This is a genomic window from Nocardia sp. CA-135953 (genome assembly GCF_050955735.1).
Classification (GTDB): domain Bacteria; phylum Actinomycetota; class Actinomycetes; order Mycobacteriales; family Mycobacteriaceae; genus Nocardia.
Window position 1 is genome coordinate 314,623 of sequence record NZ_CP192082.1, and the last position, 24,927, is coordinate 339,549.

General features: G+C 65.2%; 17 protein-coding genes. 13 read left to right on the forward strand and 4 right to left on the reverse strand.

The window, feature by feature from the left end; translation table 11 throughout:
* Positions 1–9: 9 nt before the first annotated feature.
* The 3 genes from ACQPXH_RS01480 to ACQPXH_RS01490 form a co-directional block, all read right to left on the reverse strand.
* Positions 10–1,899 carry a dipeptide ABC transporter ATP-binding protein gene (locus tag ACQPXH_RS01480; RefSeq protein ID WP_433600562.1) on the reverse strand — a complete coding sequence of 630 codons (1,890 nt, stop codon included), beginning with the start codon at positions 1,897–1,899 and terminating at the stop codon, positions 10–12.
* Positions 1,896–2,837 (reverse strand): ABC transporter permease, encoded by a 942-nt coding sequence (locus ACQPXH_RS01485; protein ID WP_433600563.1) that lies wholly within the window; start codon positions 2,835–2,837, stop codon positions 1,896–1,898. The genes ACQPXH_RS01480 and ACQPXH_RS01485 overlap by 4 nt, the downstream gene beginning before the upstream one ends.
* Before the next feature lie 73 nt (positions 2,838–2,910).
* Positions 2,911–3,888 (reverse strand): ABC transporter permease, encoded by a 978-nt coding sequence (locus tag ACQPXH_RS01490; protein ID WP_357480646.1) that lies wholly within the window; start codon positions 3,886–3,888, stop codon positions 2,911–2,913.
* 160 nt (positions 3,889–4,048) lie between these two features.
* On the opposite strand from ACQPXH_RS01490, the gene ACQPXH_RS01495 reads away from it, so the two are divergent.
* Together ACQPXH_RS01495 and ACQPXH_RS01500 are read left to right on the forward strand one after the other, a co-directional pair.
* Entirely contained in the window at positions 4,049–4,942 is an 894-nt protein-coding gene (locus ACQPXH_RS01495) for a hypothetical protein (protein ID WP_433600564.1), read from the forward strand.
* A 74-nt stretch (positions 4,943–5,016) separates the two neighbouring features.
* Positions 5,017–5,817, forward strand: coding sequence for an HAD family hydrolase (locus ACQPXH_RS01500; protein WP_433603691.1), 801 nt, complete (start codon positions 5,017–5,019; stop codon positions 5,815–5,817).
* Between the two features lie 9 nt (positions 5,818–5,826).
* Here ACQPXH_RS01500 and ACQPXH_RS01505 read toward each other — a convergent pair whose 3' ends face one another.
* Entirely contained in the window at positions 5,827–8,097 is a 2,271-nt protein-coding gene (locus ACQPXH_RS01505; protein ID WP_433600565.1) for an N-acetylmuramoyl-L-alanine amidase, read from the reverse strand.
* A gap of 341 nt (positions 8,098–8,438) precedes the next feature.
* On the opposite strand from ACQPXH_RS01505, the gene ACQPXH_RS01510 reads away from it, so the two are divergent.
* The 11 genes from ACQPXH_RS01510 to ACQPXH_RS01560 all read left to right on the forward strand — a co-directional run bounded on the left by ACQPXH_RS01510 (position 8,439) and on the right by ACQPXH_RS01560 (position 24,901).
* Positions 8,439–10,208, forward strand: coding sequence for a SpoIID/LytB domain-containing protein (locus ACQPXH_RS01510; protein WP_433600566.1), 1,770 nt, complete (start codon positions 8,439–8,441; stop codon positions 10,206–10,208).
* A gap of 400 nt (positions 10,209–10,608) precedes the next feature.
* Positions 10,609–11,370 (forward strand): MerR family transcriptional regulator, encoded by a 762-nt coding sequence (locus ACQPXH_RS01515; protein WP_433600567.1) that lies wholly within the window; start codon positions 10,609–10,611, stop codon positions 11,368–11,370.
* Positions 11,371–11,622: 252 nt separating this feature from the next.
* Positions 11,623–12,174 (forward strand): hypothetical protein, encoded by a 552-nt coding sequence (locus tag ACQPXH_RS01520; protein WP_433600568.1) that lies wholly within the window; start codon positions 11,623–11,625, stop codon positions 12,172–12,174.
* A 347-nt stretch (positions 12,175–12,521) separates the two neighbouring features.
* A complete protein-coding gene (gene glf, locus ACQPXH_RS01525; RefSeq protein ID WP_433600569.1) occupies positions 12,522–13,751 on the forward strand; it encodes a UDP-galactopyranose mutase in 1,230 nt (409 codons plus the stop codon).
* Positions 13,752–13,905: 154 nt separating this feature from the next.
* Complete coding sequence (locus ACQPXH_RS01530) at positions 13,906–15,936, forward strand: glycosyltransferase (RefSeq protein WP_433600570.1); 2,031 nt, start codon at positions 13,906–13,908, stop codon at positions 15,934–15,936.
* 80 nt (positions 15,937–16,016) lie between these two features.
* Complete coding sequence (locus tag ACQPXH_RS01535) at positions 16,017–16,562, forward strand: phosphatase PAP2 family protein (protein WP_433603692.1); 546 nt, start codon at positions 16,017–16,019, stop codon at positions 16,560–16,562.
* A 1-nt stretch (position 16,563) separates the two neighbouring features.
* A complete protein-coding gene (locus tag ACQPXH_RS01540; RefSeq protein WP_433600571.1) occupies positions 16,564–17,496 on the forward strand; it encodes a decaprenyl-phosphate phosphoribosyltransferase in 933 nt (310 codons plus the stop codon).
* Positions 17,497–17,503: 7 nt separating this feature from the next.
* On the forward strand, positions 17,504–19,507 hold the full coding sequence (gene zomB / locus ACQPXH_RS01545) for a flagellar motor control protein ZomB (RefSeq protein ID WP_433603693.1): 2,004 nt from the start codon (positions 17,504–17,506) through the stop codon (positions 19,505–19,507).
* A gap of 239 nt (positions 19,508–19,746) precedes the next feature.
* Positions 19,747–20,838 (forward strand): alpha/beta hydrolase, encoded by a 1,092-nt coding sequence (locus tag ACQPXH_RS01550; RefSeq protein WP_433600572.1) that lies wholly within the window; start codon positions 19,747–19,749, stop codon positions 20,836–20,838.
* Between the two features lie 783 nt (positions 20,839–21,621).
* Entirely contained in the window at positions 21,622–22,713 is a 1,092-nt protein-coding gene (locus tag ACQPXH_RS01555; protein WP_433600573.1) for an alpha/beta hydrolase, read from the forward strand.
* Between the two features lie 1,150 nt (positions 22,714–23,863).
* Positions 23,864–24,901, forward strand: coding sequence for an alpha/beta hydrolase (locus ACQPXH_RS01560; RefSeq protein ID WP_433600574.1), 1,038 nt, complete (start codon positions 23,864–23,866; stop codon positions 24,899–24,901).
* Positions 24,902–24,927: the final 26 nt, after the last annotated feature.

The following is a 24,927-nucleotide window of genomic DNA, read 5'->3' on the forward strand; positions in this document are numbered from 1 at the left end:
GCTCTCCCTCTATCGGCTGACGACCGGCACCGGGACCGCCTCGATCAACGCCCGGGTGTACTCGTTGCTCGGCCGGTCGAAGATCTGTTCGGCGGGCCCGGCCTCGACGATCTTCCCGCGATACATCACCGCGATATCGTGGGCCAGATTGCGGACCACCGAAAGGTCGTGCGAGACGAACAGATAGGACAGACCGTGTTCGGTCTGCAGGTTGCGCAGCAGATTCAGCACACCCGCCTGGATCGACACATCAAGTGACGACACCGGCTCGTCCAGCACGAGAATCTCCGGATCCAGGGCCAGTGCACGGGCAATGCTGATGCGTTGCTTCTGGCCGCCGGAGAAATCGGCGGGATAGCGGTCGGCGTGTTCGGGCCGCAGACCGACCTGTTCGAGCAATTGTGGTACCCGCTTGGTGATTTCGGTGCGGGGCCTGCCATCGATGCGCATCGGTTCGGCGAGCACGTCGAAGATCGGCAGCCGCGGATCCAGTGCGGCCGTCGGATCTTGGAAGACGATCTGCATCTTCCGGCGGATCTCCCGCTTGCGCGCCTTGGTCAGGGTCGCGATATCGCTGCCCATGATCTCGATGGTGCCCTCTTGCGGCTTCACCAGGTCGAGAATCTGGGTGAGTGTGGTGGATTTTCCGGATCCGGACTCGCCGACCAGCGCCAATGTGCGCCCGGCGTGCACCTCGAAGCTGATGCCGTCGACGGCGCGGACCTCGCCCTTACGGCGCTTGAACACCACGCCCGAGGTGATCGGATAGGTCTTCACCAGATCCGAAACCCGCAGCACCACCCGCTCATCGGTATCGGCTTCGGCGGATGGCTCCGAAATCTCCTGGCGGTAGGCCTCGAACAGATCGGCGGAGGTGACTTCCGCGGTGCGGATGCAGGCGGCCGAATGGCCGGGGTCGGTCTTCTCCAACGGCGGCTCGGCCACACGGCAGTCATCGATAGCTATGGGACAGCGGGGTGCGAACGAGCAACCCGGCGGCAGCGCGTGCATGGCAGGCGGTGCGCCGACGATCGGGATCAGCGGGCTGCGGGCCGGACCGTCCATGCGCGGTATCGAGCCGAGCAGGCCGACGGTATACGGCATCCGTGGAGCGGCGAAAAGCTCTGCCGCCGCAGCGGTTTCGACAATTTTTCCCGCGTACATCACCGCGACCCGATCGGCGAGCGTGGCGGCGATGCCCATATCGTGGGTGATCATGATGACACCGGCGCCGGTGATATCGCGCGCCTTGCGCAGCAGATTCAAGATCTGCTTCTGCACCGTCACATCGAGTGCGGTGGTCGGCTCATCGCAGATGATCAGCGCGGGATCATTGGCAATGGCCATGGCGATGACCACACGCTGACGCATACCGCCGGAGAACTCGTGCGGAAATGCCTTTGCGCGCAATGCCGGTTCCGGAATGCCGACCAGATCCAGCAGTTCGACAGCCCGTGCCGAGGCTTCTCGACCGGTCATATCCGTATGTGTGAGTAGGGCTTCGGCGACCTGATCGCCGACCCGATACACCGGTGTCAGTGCCGAGAGCGGGTCCTGGAACACCATGCTGATGGAACGTCCACGCAGCTTGGACAGTTGGCGATCGCCGAGCCCCAGCAACTCGCGGCCGCGCAGCCGGATGGAGCCGCTGATCCGCGCCTGCTCTGGGAGCAATCCGATCACCGCGAGCGAGGAGACCGACTTGCCGGATCCGGATTCGCCGACGATGGCGAGCACTTCGCCATCGGAGACGGTGTAGTTCACCCCGCGCACCGCGTCGATGCGGCCCTCTTCGCTGGGGAAGGAGACCCGCAGGTCGGAGACCTCCAACAGCGGTGCGGTGGAGCTCTTTTCGGTCGAGTTCTTTTCGGTGGAGACCTTGTCCGCTGGGCCCGTCATGCCGCTACCTTCTCTTCCGACCCAGCCTTCTTGCGCGAGCGAGCCCGTTTGGCACTGGGATCGAATGCGTCCCGCAAGCCGTCACCGACCAGATTCGCCGAGAGCACGATGACGATCAACAGTCCACCGGCGAACATGAACAGCCAGGGAAAGGTGAGTGCCGATGCGGTGCCCGAGGCGATGAGCGTGCCGAGTGAGACATCCGGGGACTGCACACCGAATCCGAGGAAGCTCAAACCGGTTTCGGCCATGATCGACGCGCCGACCGACAGCGTGGTGTCGATGATCAGGATCGAGGCGATATTCGGCAGGATATGACTCAGGATCACCGTCCTGGTCGGCGCGCCCATATACCGTGCGGCCTTGACGAATTCGCGTTCACGCAGACTCATGGTCAGGCCGCGCACGATGCGCGCGCTGATCATCCAGCCGAAGACGCTGAGCAGCAGGATCAATAGCAGGATGGACCCGCTGCCCTTCGTCTTCGGCGCGAACAGCGCGACGATGATGAAACTCGGCACCACGAGCAGCAGGTCGACCAGCCACATGATGGCCTTATCGGTGAAACCGCCGATGAGGCCGGCGATCGAACCGGTCAGCGCCGCGATGGTGGTGCTGATGATGGCGACGCAGAAGCCGATGATCAGCGATTTCTGCATACCGCGCAGGGTTTGAGCGAGTACGTCGTGGCCGATGGCGTCGGTGCCGAAGGGATGCTCGGCAGAGGGCGGTTTGCGCAGTGCTGTGCCGTCGAGTTCCTGATAGTCCCAGGTCCAGAAGTACGGCAGCACATAGGCGACCAACACCAGGATCAGCAGCACGATCATGCCCGCGACGGCGGCCTTGTTGCGCAGGAACCGCCGCAGCACCAGTCTGCGCCGACCCGAGGCGGCCGCGACCTCCGGCGCGCCCTGGACAATGATTTCGGCTTCGGTCATGACTGCGCCTCGCCAGCGTTCGGCTCCGTCACGCCCGACGGTGCTGTGTTGATGGTTCCTTCGCTGCGCGCACTCACGACACACGCACCCTTGGGTCGAGAATCGCGTACACGACATCGGAGAGCAGACCCGATACCAGCACGACAAGACCGGCGAATGCCGTCACCGTGACGACAACGTAGAGGTCCTGGGCATTGATCGAATTGACCAGCCACTCCCCGACGCCGTGCCAGCCGAAGATCTTTTCGGTGAAGGTCGCACCGGTGATCAATCCGCCGAGGCTGTAGGCGAACAGCGTCGCCATCGGGATCAACGCGGTCCGCAGGCCGTGCTTGTAGAGCGCCTTGTTGCGGGTCAGACCTTTGGCTCGGGCGGTACGGATGAAATCGCTCTGCAGCACGTCGAGCATGGCATTGCGCTGGTAGCGGCTGTAACCGGCCATCGCGCCGAGGGCCAGACCGGCCGTCGGCAGCACCAGATGCTGGAGGCGGTCGAGCAATTGCGGGAAGAAGCCGTTGATCTTGTTCGCCGAGGTCTCGCCGGTGTACAGGAAGATCTGCGATCCGGTGAGCGTATTCACTTCCAGCGCACCGTATTTCAGCAAGGTGGCGAGCAGGAACACCGGCGTGCTCAGCACCAGCAGGGACACGACCGTGGTGAAGTAATCACTGAATTTGTATTGCCGGATCGCCCCGGCCGCACCGATCAGAACCCCGAGCACGGTACCGACGATCGAACCGATGATCAGCAGCCGCAGACTCACCAACACCCGGCGCGGCAGTTCCTCACTGACCGGCTGCCCGGCCAGCGTTTGGCCGAAGTCACCCTGCGGGATGCCCTTCAGCCAGCTGATATAGCGCTGTGGAATCGGCTCGTTGAGATGCAGCTGTTCGGCCTTGGCATCGATCACCGCCTGCGGCGGACGTGGATTGCGCTGTTCGAGACTGTCCAGCGGCGTGAACGTCAGCGACGCCAGACTGAACGTCAGGAACGAGGCCAGCAGCAACAGCACGACATAATTGAACGCGCGTCGTAGCAGGAAGCCGGTCATCAGTCCTCTGGTCCTACGGCTGGTCGAGCCAGCATCGAGTATTAGTCCCTGATCATAAGGACGTGCGTGCGAGCGTGCGTGACACGCGTGAGATCGGCATGTCCTCTATTCTGTGGTGACCGGTGTTTCCAGGCTTTTCCGGTGCTCAAAGGGGGATTGCATGGGTTATCCGCAGTATGAGCCATATCCATCGGTCCCGGCACCCGCACCCGGTGGCGGCACCGCGATCACGGCCGGGGTGCTGGCGAGTATCGGCGGTGTGGGCCAATTGCTCGGCGGCGGTTTCAATATCGTGCTCGGGCTCACCGATCTGGCGCGTGATCTCTCGGAGTACGACTCGACCGGCCTGTTTGCGCAGAGCTGGATCAAGACCTACCTACTGGTCGCCGGTTCGATCGCGGTGGTCACGGCGTTCCTGCTCGGTATCGGCGCGATCATGATGTTCACCAGGCGGCCGCTCGGTCGGGTGCTCGTCGTCGCCGGATGCGCGGTGGTGGTGATCGCCGGGATCGCGGAGTACGCGGTAACCCTGCACTACACCACCTCGGGCGGCGGCGCGGCGGAGATCGGCGGCGGCATCGGTGGTCTGTTCGGGTTGATCTTCCCGATCGCGACCGCGGTGCTCGCCCTCGTGCCCGCGACAACGCGCTGGCTCAACCACAACCCGGCAGCCGCGCCGCCCGTGGCCATTTATCCGTATGGATCCGGTGCTCCAACCGCTGGGTATTCGTCTGGACCTGCTGTGCCGCTGGCTGGGTATTCGTCTGGACCTGCTGTGCCGCTGGCTGGGTATTCGTCTGGACCTGCTGTGCCGCCGGCTGGGAATCCGTCCGGTTCGACGCCCTATCCGCCGTCGCCTTATCCGCAATACGGTCCGTCAGCCGATGTTCCCCGGTATCCGCAAGCAGATACCGATCAGGCGGGCGCGCAGCCGCAATGGGGAGCGAATCCGCAGGCAGCGCCGGATTCTCCGCCACCGGATCTGGCGAAACGGCGGTCCGACCCGACGATGAACGCCGAGGACTCCCCGTGGCGGCGACCGCCGTCACAGTGATAGCCGCGACCTCGCCGAGATGGTCTTCCGGCAGGATGGAATAGGTGACTCGCCTGCACCTGCCCAAGCCGAAGATGGTTGCCACCGATGTGGACGGCACCCTCATCGATCACGACGAGCGGGTCACCGCGCGAACCAAGGCGGCGGTGGCTGCCCTGATCACCGATGGGGTGCCGTTCGTACTCGCCACCGGACGGCCGCCGCGCTGGATCGATCCGGTGGTCGACGGGTTGGGTTATGCACCGCTCTGCGTCTGTGGCAATGGTGCGGTGATCTACGACAGCGCCGCGGACCGCGTGCTCGCCAGCCGAACCCTGGACGTTGACACCCTGGCCTGGATCGCAGACCTGGCCGAACGCGCACTGCCCGGCTGCGGTCTGGCCGCCGAACGCGTCGGCGCCAGTGCACACGACGCGGTGACGCCGCAATTCGTCAGCTCACCGGAATACGAACACGCCTGGCTGAATCCGGATGACACCGAGGTTTCGCGCGCCGAGGTCATCGATGCGCCCGCGATCAAAATGCTGGTCCGACTACGCGGCACCCCCAGTGCCGATATGCGCGCGGTTCTCGCACCGCTGATCGGCGACCGCGCCGATATCACCTATTCGACCGACCACGGCCTGATCGAACTCTCCGCACCCGGCGTGACCAAGGCGTCCGGCCTGACCAGCGTGGCCCAGCGCCTCGGTGTCGAACATTCGGCGATCATCGCATTCGGCGATATGCCCAACGATGTTCCGATGCTGTCGATGGTCGGCCACGGCGTCGCGATGGCCAATGCGCATCCGGAGGCGCTCGCCGCCGCGGACGAGGTCACGGCGGCGAACTCCGAAGACGGTGTGGCGCAAGTGCTCGAGCGCTGGTGGGTGTGAACGCGCGGTTCAGTGGGCCGGGCCCGGCGCGACGACTTGGCCGACCGGACTGCGGTTGACCTGCTGCTGATAGCTGTCGTTATAGGTCTTCCAGACGGTGGTGATGATGCCGGTCAGCTGGTTGAGAATCAGTGAGCCGTACTGGAAGTCGGTTCGCAGCCCGTCCGGCACCGAGTAGCCGTTGCTCATCGGCAGCCCGAGCAGCCCGGCATCCCCGCCGAGGGCGAGGAAGCGGTCCAGGATCGCGCCCATGACCTCGAACACCTGACCGTTCAAGCCGGTATAGACATACCCGTTGACGAACTTCGCGTACTGCTGTCCCTGCGCGGCGGGCAGCGGCTCCGACACCGGCTTGCCGAGCGGACCGTCCGGACCGCCCTTATCGGCCCAGTGCCTGGCGATCGCATTCTGATTCACCAAGCCGAGCAGCTTGGCCGTGAGTGCGGCCAACGTGGCGATATCGCTCTGCGGGGTGGTCTGTATCTGCGGTTGCTGAGGTGTCGGCACCTGTGCCTGCCGTTGCGGCTTGGTCGAGGTACCGGACGGTGCCGATATGCCCGCTGCGATATCCCGAATGCGGTCCATATCGGCGTAGGCGGAGTCACCGGGGCAGCTGGTATTGCCGACATCGCGATGCGCGAACACCACCGGCAGCTGAACCGCCTCACCCTGCGCATACGAGGTGAATTCGGTGCCCTCGGAATACATCGTGGTGTAGCCCTTGGGATCCAGGCCCGCGATCTTGGACCGCCACCCGATGAACCGACCGATCGCATTGATCGCCTCTTCCGACGGTTCCTCGGATTCGTAGTTGCCCATCAGTGCGACACCCGAAGTGTTCTCGTTGAACCCACCCGCGTGCGCGCCCTGCACCGGGCGATCCAGTCCGCCGAATCGGCCCTCGAATATCTGGCCGTACTTGTCGACCAGTGCGTTGTAGCCGATATCGCACCAGCCCAACGTTTTTGCGTGATACGTGTAGATCGCGCGGACGATGCCCGCCGATTCGGCCGGCGTGTAGTCGTTGCGACCCGCGGTGTGGTGCACGGTGAGGCCGCCGAGCTGGTCGTCGTAGGTGGGTTCCTCGCAGCGAATGGATTCGTCCGCGCCCCACTGGGATCGGGTGATGACATTGGGGCCGCCACCGGGAAGCGCCGCGGCGACAATCTCGAGTGCGCCATCGATCGCGCCGCGGCCCGGATCGATCAGCACGGCCGTCAGTGCGGCGTCGGTCTGGGCCGGATCATCGGAACGCCCGGCGGTCGGGGTGGGCAGCATCGGCCCGGCGCCCTCCGCGTCACCCACGACCGGAGGACGCGGTACCGCCGCCACGGCAGGCTTGCGGGTCACCAGGATCTGCACGGACTTGGTATTGCCGACGTAGATCGGTTCGGTGCCGGTGGTGCCGCCCGTCGCGCGATCGTTGCGACGGGTGTCGACGGCCTCGGCGTCGTACCAGGGACCCCAACCGCCATCGGACTGACGGGCCCGGACCAACGTCTTGGTATTCGCCAGATCGTGCGCGGTCAGTGCGACAACGCTGAACGGGGTATCGCGGCTGAGCTCCTTGACCTGCGCACCCACCTGGCTGAGAAGTTCCGGCGGAACGGCGCCGGGCGACAGTGCCGGTGTGTCGGGGGTGACGTCGGGCTCGAGCTGGGCGGGATCGGCGATGAAGGCGGCGGCAGGGGAACGGCCTTGGGTGGGTTGACCGAGGGTTGTGCCCTGAGCTGGGGCGGTGGTCTGACCTGGGATGGTCTGGCCGGGCGCCGATTGACCCGGCGTGGTTTGGCCGGGGGGTGATTGGGCGGGGGTGCTCTGGCCTGGAATTGTTTGGCCGGGGAGTGATTGGGCGGGGGTGCTCTGGCCCGGAACTGTTTGGCCGGGAAGCGACTGGCCGGGAACCGTTTGGCCTGGTGTGGTGTGTTCGGGGTCGAGCTTGGGTAGGGGAATTTCCGCCGGTAGCTCGACACCGGGCGGCAGTGGCAAACCCTGGGGAACCGGAATGGACTCCGGAATCGGCAGCATGCGTAGATCCGAAAGATGCAGATCAGGCAGGTCGAGACCGGTGAGTTCACGCAGCGGAAGGGTGATGTCGGGCGCCGTGGCGAGCACCACCTCGGCCAGTTGCACGGGGATTGCGGCAAGATCGCTGCCGGTTGTCGGACGGTAGTCGGTCGAATCGCTCAGCGTGAATGTAGCGAGCGGAGCCGCTACCGCAAGTGTGGTGACAACCGGGAGCACGTAGGAACGTTTCGGTTTGCGGTACGGCACGAGCATCTCCAATCAGGTCGAACCGAGCGATCATCTGCATGAATGTCAGGGTTGCTTCCTGATGCATCAACGACCACACTAGTTTACAACTGTCACATATCTAAACCTCTGGTTGAGGATTATGTGATTGCTTGAATGTAGCTCTCGATTTGCGACCGGATGGAACGACATGCCGACGGTATCGAACCGATCAGGTCCTGGAAAACCGTGGGAGTGAACGGATGCGAAGTAAACGGCACCGGAATGACACGACGCGGAGGGAGCGAAAATTGCGGATGAAAACGAGTGCGCCACGCGGACGAATTGGCGGGCGACAGATATCGGGAACTCCGATTGCGATCCGTCCGATGCTGGTCACCGGTGGTGCGGCCGTGCTGGCCGGCACAGTGCTCGCGTTCTGGGTCCGGCCGACCGACGCCCCTGTCCGTCCGTTGGCGGGACCGGGCCATGGGCGCGGTATGAGTCAGGTCGGTGCGTTCGACAATGCCCTGGAAGGCTGGACCGCCGAACGAATCCTCGATCACTACTACCCGCGCGCGACGCTCGGCAAAATCTCGGCGACCACCGTCGGGGTGCGGCTTTTCGACCAGGACGATTCGACGCTGGACGTCCATGCCGACGCCGGATTGCGAGTCGCGGGCCAAATGCTGCCGCGCGGCCAGGTCGCGCATCTCACCGCGCTGCCCGACGGCGGCGCGAATGTGGTTGTCACGATGGGCTGTGACGGTGCGGTGCTGTGGCAGCGGGCGACCGCCGACCCGTGGATCTATCCGCTCAACCCACGGCCCAACCGTCCCGCCGCCGAACATCTGACGCTGTGCGGTGGTTCGGCATATCGCGGCTCACTCGGCGTTGCCATGGAAAACGGTGCGGCGCGCACGGTGAACCGGGTCGACGTCGAGGACTATCTGCTCGGTGTCGTCCCGGCAGAGGTGCAGGCCAACTGGGTCGACAAGGGAGCGACGGAAGCCCTTCGCGCACAAGCGATCGCGGCACGGTCGTACGCGCTGGCGGAGCATCGCCACCTGTACGCGCAGACTTGCGATACCGCCGACTGTCAGGAGTACCCCGGCACTGCCAAGGAGGATCCGCGCGCGGCCGCCGCCATCGCATCGACTGCGGGGACCGTGCTCTTGCGGGATGGTCGAATTCTGCGTTCGGAGTACTCCTCCGCACCCGACGGTGGGGAACCGGCCGATATCTCCGCCTTCGATGTCGGACCGACACCCGCCGAACTCGGCACCCCGGTGGTCGGCGCGGGTAATCCGGTGGACCCCAGCAAGCAGACCCTCGTCGCCGAATCCCCGATCGATGCCGAGTACCGCCGGATCGGCGGCGCGACCAGCGCGGTCGGCCGGCCGCTCGGACCGGAAATGGCGCTACCCCAAAACGCCGGTACCTACCGGCTTTTCACCAACGGCGTCATTATCGCGACACCGACGCTCGGCGCCCAGGTCGTCGACTTCACGACGCTGATGCAGCTGGCGCCGGATACGCACGAGGGCAAACCGAGCGGTACTGTGTCGCCGGGCAGTAACGAGCATGCCGTGCCGCCTGGCGCGAATGGCGCACTCGAGGGCGCAGTGCCCGGTGTTGCGAATGGCGTGCCCGAAAGCGCGCCGCCCGGAAGCGCGGTGCCGCCCGGCATGAACAGCTCACTCGAGGGCGCAATGTCCGGTGTTGCCAATGGCGTGCCCGAAAATGCGCCGCCCGGACGTGCGCCTGGCGTGAATAGGTCACCTGAAAGCGCAGTGCCTGTCGGCAATGTCGCGCCCGGGCGTGTGCTGCCCGGCGGCAGTGTATTGCCCGGGAACGCATTGCCGAGTGGCGCGCCTGAAAGCGTGCCGCCCAGCGGCAACATATTTCCCGAGAGCGCGTTGTCGAATGCCTCGCCTGAAAGCGCGCCGCCCGGAGGCGCGCTCGCGCCCGGAAGTGCCGTGTCGCCGGGACATTCCGCAGTATCAGGCGCCGCCATCGCGCCCGAGGTCTCGCTTCCGCCCGGAACCACCGTCGCACCGACCACGGCATCAACCCCAACCCCGCCGCCCCCACGCGGTCCCGCGATCCCTTCGGCCGCGCCGACAAGTGAGGAATCGGATGTGACCGAAGAACTCTAGTCGCCCTACGCACCTTTGTGGTCCGCTCCTCTCGGCCTCTCGGCCTCTCGGCCTCTCGGCCTCTCGGCCTCTCGGCCTCTCGGCCTCTCGGCCTCTCGGCCTCTCGGCCTCTCGGCCTCTCGGCGGCTCGGCGGCTCGGCGGCTCGGCGGCTCGGCGGCTCGGCGGCTCGGCGGCTCGGCGGCTCGGTGGCGCGACCTCTGGGCGGCTCGGCTCCTCGGCGGCTCGGCGACTGCGGCTGCCGCCCGGTTACCGCTGCTCGGTCAGGTGGTCGCAAAGCCGCGGATCGAACCTGCCGTCGTCACACTTCGGCTGCCGGCGGACACGCATTGAAGGGTTGACCTTGACGTAACGTCAACCTGCAAGCTGGTTGTACCGACGAGAAAGAAGGGAGAACAGGTCATGCGAACGGGCACCGAATGGTCCATCCAGGATCTGGCCAAGGCGGCCGGTACCACCAGCCGAACACTGCGCCACTACGGGCAGTTCGGGCTGCTGCCGCCGAGCCGGATCGGCGGCAACGGGTACCGCTACTACGACCAGGACTCCTTGGTTCGGCTGCAACGCATCCTGCTGCTGCGCGAACTCGGCCTCGGCCTCCCGGTCATCGCCGAAGTTCTCGCGGGCGAACAGGACACCGCCGCCGCACTGCGCGCGCACCTGGAACTGCTTCGGCAGGAACAGGATCGGATCCGGCGCCAGATCGAGTCGGTGACCACCACGCTGCACAAGACGGAACGAGGTGAACAACTCATGGCAGCAGAGGTTTTCGACGGTTTCGACCACACTCGGTACAAGGATGAGGTGATCGAACGCTGGGGCAAGGCCGCCTACGAAGGCGCCGACCGCTGGTGGCGCTCGCTTACCGAGGCGGATAAGCAGGCGCACTTCCAGACCCACCTGGATATCGCCGCCGACTACGGCCGGGCGCACGCCGCCGGACTCGTCCCGGACAGCGACGAGGTCCAGGCCATCGTCGCGCGGCACCATGACTGGATCGGGGTCGGTTCGCAGCGCCGCCCGTCGTACGAGTACTTCACCGGACTCGGCGAAATGTACGTCGCCGACCCGCGTTTCGCGGCCAACTACGACGTACACGGCGACGGTACAACCGAATTCGTGCGCGACGCGATGAAGGCGTACGCCGAGGCCAACCTGCGATAACAACAAGGTAGGGCGCCCGCGTCCAGCGGCCGCCCTACCCCCGGTTCGCATTCACGGAGGCGGACCGGCAGTTTCGATCCGGCGCGTTGTAATTCGTCGTGGCTCCGTTCATCCTTGCCGCTGTGCCGCTGTGCCGCTGTGCCGCTGTGCCGCTGTGCCGTCGACCGGCCGCTGGATCGACATCTCGACCGGGTCCGGTACGGCGGCCGTAGGATCGAATCGTCCACAACCAGGTGGGGAGGAGTTTCGACGATGCTTTACCGGAGTGGGGGTCGGCCGCCGAGCGGTGCGGCAGCGCAGATCGGCGCGGTGCTTGCGGTGCTGTATGGGTTGCGGAGCCTGGTCGGGGGCACGTGGCTGGTCATCGATTTCATCGGTAATCGAAGCCGGTTCGACAATTCGCTCGTCATCTTCACCACGCTCGCGGCGGCGCTGATGGCCGCTGTCATGATCTTCGGCGGTGTCCAACTCTGGCGTCAGGACGAGACCGGGCGCTACACCCTGATCGTCGCGTCCGGTCTATCGATCGCGATCGGCATTGTCGGACTTGCCGTTTCGCTCACCGGTTACGAATTCGGCCTCGGCATCTTCTGGTGGTCCCCCGACGACCACTCACTTTGGGTGTCGTCCTCCTTCTTCGGCCTGGTCGGCCAGATCACCGCCCTGATCCAGGAAAACCTGCTCCGCACCGCTCTGGACCTCATTCAACCCCTCCTCATTTTCATCCTGTGTGCCAACGGAAACGCCGCCCGTTGGACCGCCGCCCGCCCCACCCGCCCGTCCCACCCCGCGCTGACCTACTGACCGCGCTCGCGTCGAACGAGACCCGCACGGCGCGGTACGGGTTTTCCGTTTGACCATCGGACGAGTGATGGTGCTCTTGGCTGCGGGCCGGCCCTGGTGGACTTGCTTATCGGCGTGGCCATGTTCGGTGTTTTCAGGCCGACGTCGGCGGTGGGGGTGGCCCTCATGCTCACGACGATGGCACCGGCTGCGGTCGGCTCGACCGGATGCTGGATCGCTGAGCGTCGCCGCCCGCGGGTGCCTTTTCGGCAAACACCAGGGGAAATTCCGATGGCATCCGTCGCCGAATGCACGCAGGTCGCGACTCCACCCGGCTCGCGCGCGGACTTCCGATACGCTGGGCACCCGTGACCGTCGCATCGTCCCCGGGTAACTCCGCAAACTCCGCCTCTCAGTTCGATCTGATCGTCGTCGGCTCCGGATTCTTCGGGCTGACCGTCGCCGAGCGTGCCGCCAATCTGCTCGGTAAACGGGTGCTGGTGATCGATCGTCGCTACCACCTCGGCGGCAACGCCTACTCGGAGCCGGAGCCGCAGACCGGGATCGAGGTGCACAAGTACGGGGCGCACCTGTTCCACACCTCGAACAAGCGGGTGTGGGACTACGTGACCCAGTTCACCGAATTCACCGGCTACCAGCATCGGGTCTTCGCGATGCACAAGGGGCAGGCCTATCAGTTCCCGATGGGCCTCGGTCTGATCTCCCAGTTCTTCGGCCGCTACTTCACGCCCGAGCAGGCGCGCGAGCTGATCGCCGAACAGGCCTCGGAGGTCGAGACCAAGGACGCGCAGAACCTCGAGGAGAAGGCGATCTCGCTGATCGGCCGTCCACTCTACGAGGCTTTCGTGCGCGACTACACCGCCAAGCAGTGGCAGACCGACCCGAAGGAACTGCCCGCGGGCAATATCACCCGCCTGCCGGTGCGCTACACCTTCGACAACCGATACTTCAACGACACCTACGAGGGTCTGCCCAAAGAGGGCTACACGAAGTGGCTGGAGAATATGGCCGCCTCCGAGCTCATCGAGGTCCGGCTGAACACCGACTGGTTCGACGTGCGCGCGCAGATCCGCGCCGAGAACCCGGACGCCCCGGTCGTCTACACCGGACCGGTGGACCGCTACTTCGACTACAGCGAGGGCGAACTCGGCTGGCGCACCATCGATTTCGAGACCGAAGTGCTCGAAACCGGTGACTTCCAGGGCACCTCGGTGATGAACTACAACGATTCGGATGTGCCCTACACCCGCATTATCGAACCGCGGCACTTCCACCCGGAGCGCGACAGTTACCCGAACGACAAGACCGTGATCATGCGCGAATTCTCCCGCTTCGCGCAGACCGGTGACGAACCGTACTACCCGATCAACACACCGGAGGACCGCGCCAAGCTCACCGCATACCGGGCGCTGGCGAAGAAGGAAACCGCAGCGGCGAAGGTGCTTTTCGGTGGTCGCCTCGGCACCTACCAGTACCTGGACATGCATATGGCGATCGGCAGCGCGCTCAGCATGTTCGACAATGTCCTGCGGCCACACCTGGAGTCGGGCGAACCTCTTTCGGACCTGGAGGCGTAGATGAGCGACACTGGCGAAGCCTTGCTCATCGAAGCCGACCGGGTGCGGGTGTCCCGCATTGACGCCTGGAGGCGTAGATGAGCGACACTGGCGAAGCCTTGCTCATCGAAGCCGACCGGGTGCGGGTGTCCCGCATTGACGCTGAAAGCGACGAATGACCTCCCAATCGATCCTGGAAGATATGACCACCGAAACCCGCGCGAAGTCGCTGCTGCAGCGCATCATCCTGCCCCGGCCGGGTGAACCGCTGGACGTGCGCACCCTCTATCTGGAGGAGTCGCCGACCAATGCCCGGCGCGCGCACGCCACCACCCGCACCTCGCTGTCGGTGGGCGCGGAGTCGGAGGTGTCGTTCTGCACCTACTTCAATGCGCTGCCGGCGAGCTACTGGCGGCGCTGGAGCGTCCTCAAGTCGGTGGTGCTGCGGCTCGAACTCGCCGGCCACGGCCGGGTGGACGTCTACCGCTCGAAGGCGGACGGCTCGCGAATCCACGTGCAGGGCAAAGAATTCGCGGTCGCGCTCGCGGGCTCGGAGGCGGTAGCGGAGCGTGACCACGCAGGGACCGGGGAGCGCCGCGAATTCAATACAGCCGCCGAGTCGGTGCACGTGGAATTCGAAGCCGACCTCGGTCCGTTCGAAGACGGCGGCTGGATCTGGTTCGACATCACCACCGATACGGCAGTCACGCTGCTCGCGGGCGGTTGGTACGCGCCGGTCGAGGCGCCCGGTGCGGGCACCATCGCGGTCGGCATGCCGACCTTCAACCGGCCGACCGATCTGGTGAAAACCCTCGGCGCGCTTGGCTCGGATCCGCTGGTGCTCGAGAAGATCGCCGCGGTCATCGTCGCCGATCAGGGCAACCGCAAGGTGGTCGACGAGCCCGGCTTCGCCGAAGCCGCCGCGGTGCTCGGCGATCGGCTCGCCATCCGCAATCAGCCCAACCTGGGCGGTTCCGGCGGCTACAGCCGGGTCATGTACGAGGCGCTGAAAACCACCGACGCCGAGTACATCGTCTACATGGACGATGATATCGAGATCGAACCCGATTCGATCCTGCGCGCGCTGGCCTTCGCCCGCTTCGCCGAGTCGCCCATGCTGGTCGGCGGGCAGATGCTGAACCTGCAGGAGCGCTCACACCTGCACAGCATGGGTGAGGTCGTGGACCGCGGCATCTTCATGTGGACCTCGGCGCCGAATGTCGAATACGACCACGACTTCTCGAAGTACCCGCTCAAGGACCGCGACAACTCCAAGTTGCTGCATCGGCGCATCGATGTCGACTTCAACGGCTGGTGGACCTGCGTGATCCCGCGCCAGGTCGCCGAGGAGATCGGTCAGCCGCTGCCGCTGTTCCTGAAGTGGGACGACGTCGAATACGGGCTGCGCGCCCGCGATCACGGCTACTCCACCGTCACCCTGCCCGGAGCCGCCGTGTGGCATATGGCCTGGAGCGACAAGGACGACGCGATCGACTGGCAGGCGTACTTCCACCTGCGCAACCGCCTGGTGGTCGCCTCGCTGCACATGCCTGGCAACGGGCGCGGCATGGTCGTCAACACTGTGAAGGCGACGCTGAAACACCTGCTGTGCCTGGAGTATTCGACGGTCGCCATCCAGAATCTGGCGATCGAGGACTTCCTCGCCGGACCGGAGCGACTGTTCCAACTGCTGCCGAGCGCCCTCGGCGTGGTGCACGAAATGCGCAAGCAGTACCCGGATGCGGTCATCCTGCCGTCGTCCACCGAACTGCCGCTGGCCAGCCACATCGGCGTCGGCGCGGTCGGTGAACCGGCGAATCCGATCGCCAAGGTGGTCCGCCTGGCCAAGGGAGTCGTGCACAACTTCCGTCCGGCGCATGCCGAGCATCACGAGCGTCCGCAGCTGAATGTGCCTACGCTGGACGCCCGTTGGTTCCTGCTCTCGCAGATCGACGGCGTCACCGTCACCACCGCGGACGGCCGCGGCGTGGTCTACCGTAAGCGCGATCCGCGGCAGGCCCTCGGCCTGTTCAAGGAGGCCATGCGGCTGCGCAAGGAGTTGGCTGCCCGCTTCCCGGAGATGCAGCAGCGCTACCGCGCCGCTCACCCGACGCTGACCAGCACGGCGGCTTGGGAGAACGTCTTCGGGGTAGGAGCGGAGCCCGCGCAGCGACCCAGCGGTTTCGATACGAAGGATGAGCAGTAGTGAGTCTGGAAGCCACCGCCGCGGACGACAACACTGCGGTGCAGTCGAGTGCGAACGGCCACGGCGGCCCGGTATCTGCGGTGCCGTCGGTGCCGCAGCCGCCCGAAGTCAAGATCATCAACGCGGTCCAGGCGACCATCGGCACCAAGCCCGAGGTGATCAAGGCCGCGCGCGGTATGTCGCATTTCGGTGAGCACGCGCTCGGCTGGATCGGCATCGCGACGGCGGGCTGGCTCGTCGACAAGCCCCGGCGCAGGCAGTGGGCCGGGGTGGCGGTCGGCGCGGTCGGCGCGCACGCGGCATCGATCGTCATCAAGCGCATCGTCCGTCGTCCGCGCCCCAATGATCCATCGGTGCAGGTCAACGTCTCGACGCCGAGCAAGTTGAGCTTCCCGTCCTCGCACGCGACCTCGACCACGGCAGCGGCGGTGTTGCTCGGCAGACTGACCGGGCTACCCTTGCCTGCGGTGCTCGTCCCACCGATGCTGCTCTCCCGGGTTGTGCTCGGGGTGCACTATCCCTCCGACGTGCTCGCCGGTTCCGCGCTCGGCGCCGCGTCCGCCGCTGTTGTGCTTGCCGCCGAAAAGAGACTCGATAGTGACCGCACAAGAAAAGACGTTCGTTGACATGAGTGAAGAGCCGACCAGCACGGACCTAGCCGAAGCGGTAGTCAAGGGTCCGCCCAAGACACTGGCCGGCGGGCTGTTCAAGGCGGTCCGCCCGCGTCAGTGGGTCAAGAACGTGCTGGTGCTCGCCGCGCCGCTGGCCGCGGGTCCGGATACCGCGACCGAACTGAGCGTGCTCGGCCATGTCGGCATCGCCTTCGTGGTCTTCTGCATGGCGGCCTCGGGCATCTACCTGGTCAACGACGCGCTCGACGTGGAGGCCGACCGGGCGCACCCGACCAAGCGGTACCGCCCGATCGCCGCGGGCGTGGTCCCGGTGAATCTGGCCTACCTGCTCTCGGTGGTGCTGCTCGTCGGCTCGATCGCCGGATCGTTCCTGGCGTCCTGGCATCTGGCCGTGGTGATGACCGTCTACATCGGCATTCAGCTGGCCTACTGCTTCGGCCTCAAGCACCAGGCGGTGCTGGACATCTGCATCGTGTCTTCCGGCTTCCTGCTGCGCGCGGTCGCCGGTGGCGCGGCCGCGAATATCGACCTGTCGCAATGGTTCCTGCTGATCATGGCGTTCGGCTCGCTGTTCATGGCCGCCGGTAAGCGCTATGCGGAACTCCAGATCGCGCTGAGCACGGGCGCCAAGATCCGCAAGTCGCTGGAGTACTACACACCGACATATCTGCGCTTCATCTGGACTCTCGCCGCGACCGCGGTGGTGGTGTTCTACGGTCTGTGGGCGTTCCAACAGGACAGCCTCAAGCACACCGACTGGTTCGCAATTTCGATGATTCCGTTTACCATCGCAATCCTGCGTTACGCGGTCGACGTCGATGGCGGCGAGGCCGGTGAACCCGAAGAGATCGCGCTGGGGGATCGCATCCTCCAGTTCCTCGCAATCGCCTGGATCGGAGCGGTAGGTGTCGCTGTCTATCTCACCTGACGAACTGCTGGTAGAGGGAGCGGAGCGAACAGAAAAAGTGACGGAGGAGCCGGCCGAAGGGCCGGCTCGTTCGGCCTTGTGGTTCGTCAGGCTATCCCGAGCCACCTTCGTCGGTGGGATCGCGCTCACCGTCGCACTATTCTCGGTCGGCGCCTGGCAGCGACGCTGGATCGCCGACGACGGCCTCATTGTGCTGCGTACGGTGCGGAATCTGTTGGCGGGCAACGGGCCGGTCTTCAACGAGGGCGAGCGCGTCGAGACCAACACCAGTACCGCATGGACCTATCTGGTGTGGTTCTTCAGTTGGCTCACCAGGGCCAGGCTGGAGTACGTCGTACTCGGCGTCGCACTGACGGTGTCGATGCTGGCGATCGTCTTCGCCATGCTCGGCGCCGCGCGGTTGTGGGGCGGCACCAAGTCGGCGCTACTGCTTCCGGCGGGCGTATTCGTCTATATCGCCCTGCCGCCGGCGCGTGACTACGCCACCTCCGGTCTGGAGAGCGGTCTGGTCATCTGCTGGCTGGGTCTGCTGTGGTGGCAACTGGTGCGCTGGAGTCAGACCGACCGGGTGAAGCTGCCCGCGCTGTTCGGGCTGGTTTTCCTCGCCGGACTCGCACCGCTGATCCGGCCGGAGATGACGCTGGTCGGCGCGCTGTCGCTGCTGATGATCTTCCTGGCCCCGATGCCGCAGTCCCGGCTGCACCCGATCGTGTTGCGCGGCTTGATCGTTGCCGCCGCCGGATTGGTGCCGCTGTGCTACCAGGTCTGGCGGATGGGCTACTACGGCCTGCCCTATCCGAATACCGCGGTCGCCAAGGACGCGGGCGGCGCCAAGTGGGGGCAGGGCTTCAAATACCTCTGGGATCTGGTCGGTCCGTACTACCTGTGGGTGCCGCTGCTGATGCTGCTGGTCCTCGGCGTTGTCGCGGGCCGCTCGGCGCGTGCCGACCAGGCGACCGACGAGCGCGGCTGGACGGTGCGCCGGGTTCGTGAATGGCTGCACTCGCCGGGTGCGGTGGTCGCGCTCATGCTCGGCAGCGGATTCGTCCTCACGATCTATGCCCTGCGCGTCGGCGGTGACTTCATGCACGGCCGGATGCTGCTGCCGCAGCTGTTCTGCCTGCTGCTGCCGGTCGCCGTGGTGCCGATCCGGCTGCCCGAGGGCGGTCTGCGCGCGGTGACCGCTTCCGCGGTGCGAGCGACGGGCCCGGAGGCGGTAGCGGAGCGTGACCACGCAGGGCCCCGGGAGCGCCGCAATTCGGCTGGAACCTGGTCCTTCGCGGTGATCACACTTGCGCTGCTCGGCACCGCGGGCTGGGCGCTGTTCGCGGCCAACACCACGGCCATCAAGTCCGGCACCAAGATCAGTGCCTCCGGCATCGTCGACGAGCGCGTCTACTACGTCCTCAATACCGGCCACGACCATCCGATCCTGGCCGAGGACTACCTGGACTACCCGCGCATGCGGGCCATGGTGAACAATATCGCCGAAACCCCCGACGGCGGTCTGCTGCTGAACTCGCCGTCGTTCATGTTCTGGTACGTCGCGCCCCCGCCGCAGCCGATTCCCGACGGCGGCGCCGGGCATACCGTCTACTTCCTCAATCTCGGCATGACCAGCATGAACGTCCCGCTGAACGTGCGCGTCATCGACCAGATGGGCCTGGCCTATCCGCTGGCCGCGCACACCGACCGGCTCACCGACGGCCGGATCGGACACGACAAGAGCCTGTATCCGGACTGGGTCGTGGTGGATACCGGCATGGTCGACCGGCATCCGTGGATGCCCTGGTACATGGACGAGAAGTGGGTCACCCAGGCGCGGACCGCCATGAGCTGCCCGGACACCGTGGCGCTGAATATCTCCTACCGTGATCCGCTCACCTGGGGTCGCTTCAAGCACAACCTGATGCACGCACTGCACTTCGCGAAATACCGGATCGATCGCGTGCCGAAGTACGAGATCGAGCGGTGCGGGCTGGTGGATCCGTATCCTCAACCGCAAAGGTAAGAAGCAACTCCTGTCACACGGGGCCCATGGATCTCCGTGGGCTCCAGTTCTTTCACTGACCAGGGCAAATAAACGTGGCGCATATCGCTTTATCTCTTTTTGATAACGCCACCGCATCGATGTCGCGATATGGTACGTGGGAACGCCCGTTGGGGCTTCCGATTCGACATGGGCCCATCCAGTGGTCAACGCAGAGACGCGGTCGAAGTACGACCGCATAACGAAAGGCCGAAAACCAGATGCGAGGCGTGATCGGGCAAAAGACGCAGAATGGACGTCTGAAAACCCGTAGAGCCGGTTCGTGGCTCAAGCGGTCGGTGCTGATGTCGCTGGCTATCTTGCTGCCGCTCGGGGTGTCAGTAGCAGGTCCGGCGGGTTCCGCGTCGGCCGCGTTCAACCCGGACGGTTTCGATTTCTGGGTCGACTCCAGCATGGGTCCGATCAAGTCGCGAATCTTCCGCGCCGCGGACGGCAATACCGGGCGCGTGGTCTACGCGCTGGACGGTATGCGGGCCCGCGGTGACCTGAGCGGTTGGGAAATCGAGACCGAGGTCGCCCGTGAGCTGACCAAGTGGAATATCAATGTGGTCATGCCGGTCGGCGGCCCGTCCAGCTTCTACGCGGACTGGAACGCGCCGGGTAACTTCCTCGGCCTGAGCACCGGTTCGTCGGGTTCGGCCAACGGTTCGTCCTCCGGGTCCGCGATGACCGGCTCCTCGGGTTGGAACGAGACCCTCGGCAAGTCGAACACCTACAAGTGGGAGACCTTCCTGACCAGCGATCTGCGCAATGCCCTGCGTGATCGCCTGGGCTTCAGCCCGACGCGCAACGGTGTCTTCGGCCTGTCCATGGGCGGCAGCGCCGCGCTGACGCTCTCGGCCTACCACCCGGACCAGTTCGTCTACGCCGGTTCGTATTCCGGCTATCTGAACATCTCCGCGCCGGGTATGCGTGAGGCGCTGCGGGTCGCGATGATCAGTGCGGGCGGCTACAACATCGACGCGATGGCGCCGCCGTGGGGCCCGCAGTGGCTGCGCATGGACCCGTTCGTCTTCGCGCCGCAGTTGATCCGGAACAACACCAGGCTCTGGGTGGCCGCAGGCAGCGCACTGCCCGGTCCGTCCGACGCGAGCTCGCCGATCGACGTCATCCAGGGCACGCCGCTGGAGGCGCTCGCACTGGTCAACACCCGAGCCTTCCAGGTCCGGATGGCGACGCTGGGTGCGCAGAATGTCACCTACAGCTTCCCGTCCGTCGGCATCCACAACTGGCACAACTGGGAATCCGAGGTCTACCGCATGATCCCGGATCTCTCCGCCAACATCGGGTAGTAGCTGTGTTGATTTGCCGCGCCTTCGGCGCGGCGGGTTCGCGGCTCTGTTTTTGGCCGCGCGGCCGCGGCGTGTTCGCGGCCCCCTGGTGTCTCGCGTCCGAGCCGTCGAGACTCGCGACTTCGTCGCATGCGCTTCGACGGCTCGGACGCGAGACGGGCCGCGAACGGTCGCTCGTAAGGCTCGCTCCGTGGTGGTTGGGGAGGGTTTGGATTCTTACTGCTTCAGTACTTCTGGTGGTTGTCGAGGTTGGCTCGAGTACCTCGTGATGTGTCGGGAGCGCGACTCGGACGGGAGATGCGACGCGAGCGGTCGCTCGTAGGACTCGCTCCGTGGTGGTTGGGGAGGGCTTGGATTCTTACTGCTTCAGTACTTCTGGTGGTTATCGAGGGTCGCTCGAAGTACCTCGCGATGTGTCGGGAGCGCGACGCGGACCGGAGATGCGACGCGAGCGGTCGCTCGTAAGCATCTCGCTCCGAGCGGGGCTGGTAGTGCGGTGAGTTGACCGCCTGGTGTATTCGCACACCAGGCGGTTCTTGTTTGCTCGCATCCGTCCGAAACCCCCGTCGACAACGAATCAGCTGGTGGATGCCTTCGCATAGTTGTGGTTTGGATCACTTTTCAGCAACATAGAAGAATTCGCTGGACATTGATGCGCGAACCGTATGTATGCAGGTGGTATGTCTGTTTTGCACAGGGTCGGTTGTCTTTATGCCCGATTAGGCGCCAGTTGAGATTGCTTGAAGTTTGCTGACTGGCCGCCTGGACGAAAGGTCGAGTCGAATGCGAAGTGTGCGCTGGCAGCGTAGGCCCGGAAGCTCGGCCGGGGCGCCCGGTGGTTCCTGGGCGAAGAAATGGGTGCTCGGTGTGGCGACGGCGATGCTGTTACCGCTCGGGATCTCCGTCGCGGGAAGTGGCGCCATCGCATCGGCGGGCATCGACCCGGCGGCCTTCGACTTCTGGGTCGATTCCCCGGTGATGGGTCCGATCAAGAGTCGGGTGCTGCGCGCGGCGGATGGCAATACCAACCGCGTTGTCTACGTGCTCGACGGCCAACGGGCACCGGAAACGCTCAATGGCTGGGAGATCGAGACCAACGTCCCCGCGATCCTCGCGAGCTGGAATATCAATGTGGTCATGCCGGTCGGCGGCATGTCGAGCTTCTACGCCGACTGGAATGCGCCGAGCAACTTCTTCGGCGTCACGCCGGGTGCGATGGGTTCGGCCACCGGATCCGGTGCGACGGAAGCCTTTTTGGCAGGGCCCGGAAAGAGCTATCGCTACGACTGGGAAACGTTCCTGACCCAGCAACTGCGATCGGCGCTGCGGGATCGCTTGGGCTTCAACCCGAATCGCAACGGTGTGTTCGGGCTGTCGATGGGTGGCAGTGCCGCGCTGACGCTTGCGGCCTATCATCCGGACCAGTTCAGCTTCGCCGGAGCGTTCTCGGGCTACCTCAATATTTCGGCGCCGGGTATGCGGGAGGCGATTCGGACGGCGATGATCGACGCGGGCGGCTACAACGTGGACGCGATGGCGCCGCCGTGGGGTCCGCAGTGGTTGCGGATGGATCCGTTCGTCTTCGCGCCGCGCTTGATCGCGAACGGCACCCGGGTGTGGGTCGCCGCCGGTAGTGCGCTGCCGATGCCCGAGGATCTGAATATTCCATTCCCGGTTGCCGCGGATCGTCTCCTCAGGGGCTCGCCGCTCGAAGCGCTCGCCTTGGCGAATACCAGGGCATTCCAGGTCCGGATGATGTCGTTGGGGGCGCAGAACGTGGTGTATTCGTTCCCGCCCGCCGGACTGCATGCGTGGACCAACTGGCAGGACGAGGCCTATCGGATGATTCCGGACATGTCCGCCAATATCGGCTGAGTTATCGGCCGCCGCGCATGGTCGCTCGCTCCCCGCGGGCATGTTGCGGTGCACAAGCCGCCCGGTGCATGTACCGGGCGGCTTTGTCTTTGGTCCGCGTCGAGCAGTTGCCCAACGGTTGGCTGGATGATCGCTGGCTCGGAAGTCTCGGCGCCGCATGCCCGGCGTAGGTGCGTGGAAAGAGTTCGCGTCGGTCTTCCCGGATCTCATCACGACCCGACATCGCGGCCGTTTTCTGGTTCGAGCACTTGCCTGTAGAAGAGTGATAACGCCGAGACCTGCTGTGCGCGCGGAGCATTCGTGTCGAGTGTCGATCCTCATACTCGACAGCGCGAGCGATGGTGCTCGCACGGGCGAAAGGTCGAATCGATGCGGCATTACCGAGTTTGCTGAATAGTTGCCGATGGCTGGTTGCTGAGCTCGGCGGTTGGGGTGGCATCCGCATCGGCGGATCTCCCGGGTACGCCGCAGTGGAATACCAACGTTGTCATTCCGGTCGGCGGGCAATCCAATTCCGCTATGCGGGTTCGTATTCGGGCTACCTGAATATCCCGCGCCCGGTATGCGCGAGGCGCTACGGCTGGATTCCCGTTGCGCCAGGTTACCCCGGGCGGCAGGTATGCCTGATCGACCCAGAGGAATCCCCCAGAGGAATCCCTCGGCCTGCTTGCCGAACGCGGTCCCCGAGACGCGGTGCTGCAACGAGCTGCGGCTCGACGAACCCGGCCTTGCGCTACCCGGCGGTCGGTGTGCGCGCCTGGCACTACCTGACCGACCAAGTGCTCGACATGCTGCCGGATCCGAGCCGGCACCCGGGGCAGAATTCGGACTCCCTAGCGACCCCCTAATCTTTGTTCGAAATTCCCGTTCCGACACGACATCTCCGCATGAACGCGATAGGGTCTCCGCACGATCACAGCTTGTGAACAGGCGGAATTCGGCCACTCGAATACCCCGGTCTTGCTAAGGCTTCGCACGTCGAATAACCTCCAGCGAGCGCAAGTGTGACCAGATCGTTGTAGCGCCGTCTCTTGTGCCGGAATGTCGGGTACCGGTTCGCACGTGACGCGTGTCTCGTTGGCAGCACGGGTGTTGCCCGGCCCGCAAGGGCTACGGGCGACACCACAACAGCAGAAAGAGAGCAGGATTCATGCGTTTCGGCAGGGCGGCCGCGCCGAAGAGAACCAAGTCGGGACGGCGAGGTACCCCTCGTGGTTGGCGGAATCGAATTCTGGCTGTCGGTGCGGCAGCGTTGGCGCTACCGATCGCCGCGGGCGTGACGGGCCCGACCGTTGCCTTGGCCGCGCCGGTGCACGGCCCCGCGCTGCGGACGCCGTCGGGCGGCTTAGAGGATCTGATGGTCCCGTCGCAGATGGGTCCGATCAAGGTCCAGGTGCAGTGGGCGGCGCGCGGCGGTAACGCGGCGCTGTATCTGCTCGACGGCTTGCGGGCACGTGACGACCGCAATGCGTGGTCGTTCGAGACGAACGCCCTCCAGCAGTTCGGCAACGACAACATCTCGCTGATCATGCCGGTCGGCGGCCAGTCGAGCTTCTATGCCGACTGGTACAGCCCGAGCAACACCAACGGGCAGAAGACCACCTACAAGTGGGAGACCTTCCTGACCAAGGAGCTCCCGGCCTTCCTCGAGGGCTACGGTGTGTCACGCACGAACAACGCGGTTGTCGGCCTCTCGATGGGTGGCTCGGCCGCGCTGGCGCTGGCCGCCTACCACCGCGACCAGTTCAAGTACGCCGCGTCCTACTCCGGCTACCTGAACATCTCCGCGCCGGGCATGCGTGAGGCGATCCGCATCGCGATGCTGGACGCGGGCCGCTACAACGTCGACTCGATGGCCGCGCCGTGGAGCTCGCAGTGGCTCCGGATGGACCCGTTCGTGTTCGCCCCGCAGCTGCGTGGTCTGCCGATGTACATCTCGGCGGCCAGCGGTCTGCCGGGGCAGTACGACAACCCGAACTCGGCCGTCGGCTACTTCAACACCGCCAACGGCATGGCGCTGGAGGCGCTGTCGCTGGTGAACACCCGCGCGTTCCAGTCTCGCCTGGGCTCGCTCGGCATTCCGGCCACATTCGACTTCCCGGCCGCGGGTACCCACTCGTGGAAGTACTGGGAGGGTGAGCTGTGGAACTCCCACAACGGCATCCTCGATGCCACCGGCGGTTGGTGAGCTAAGGGGCCATACGCCGAACGGCG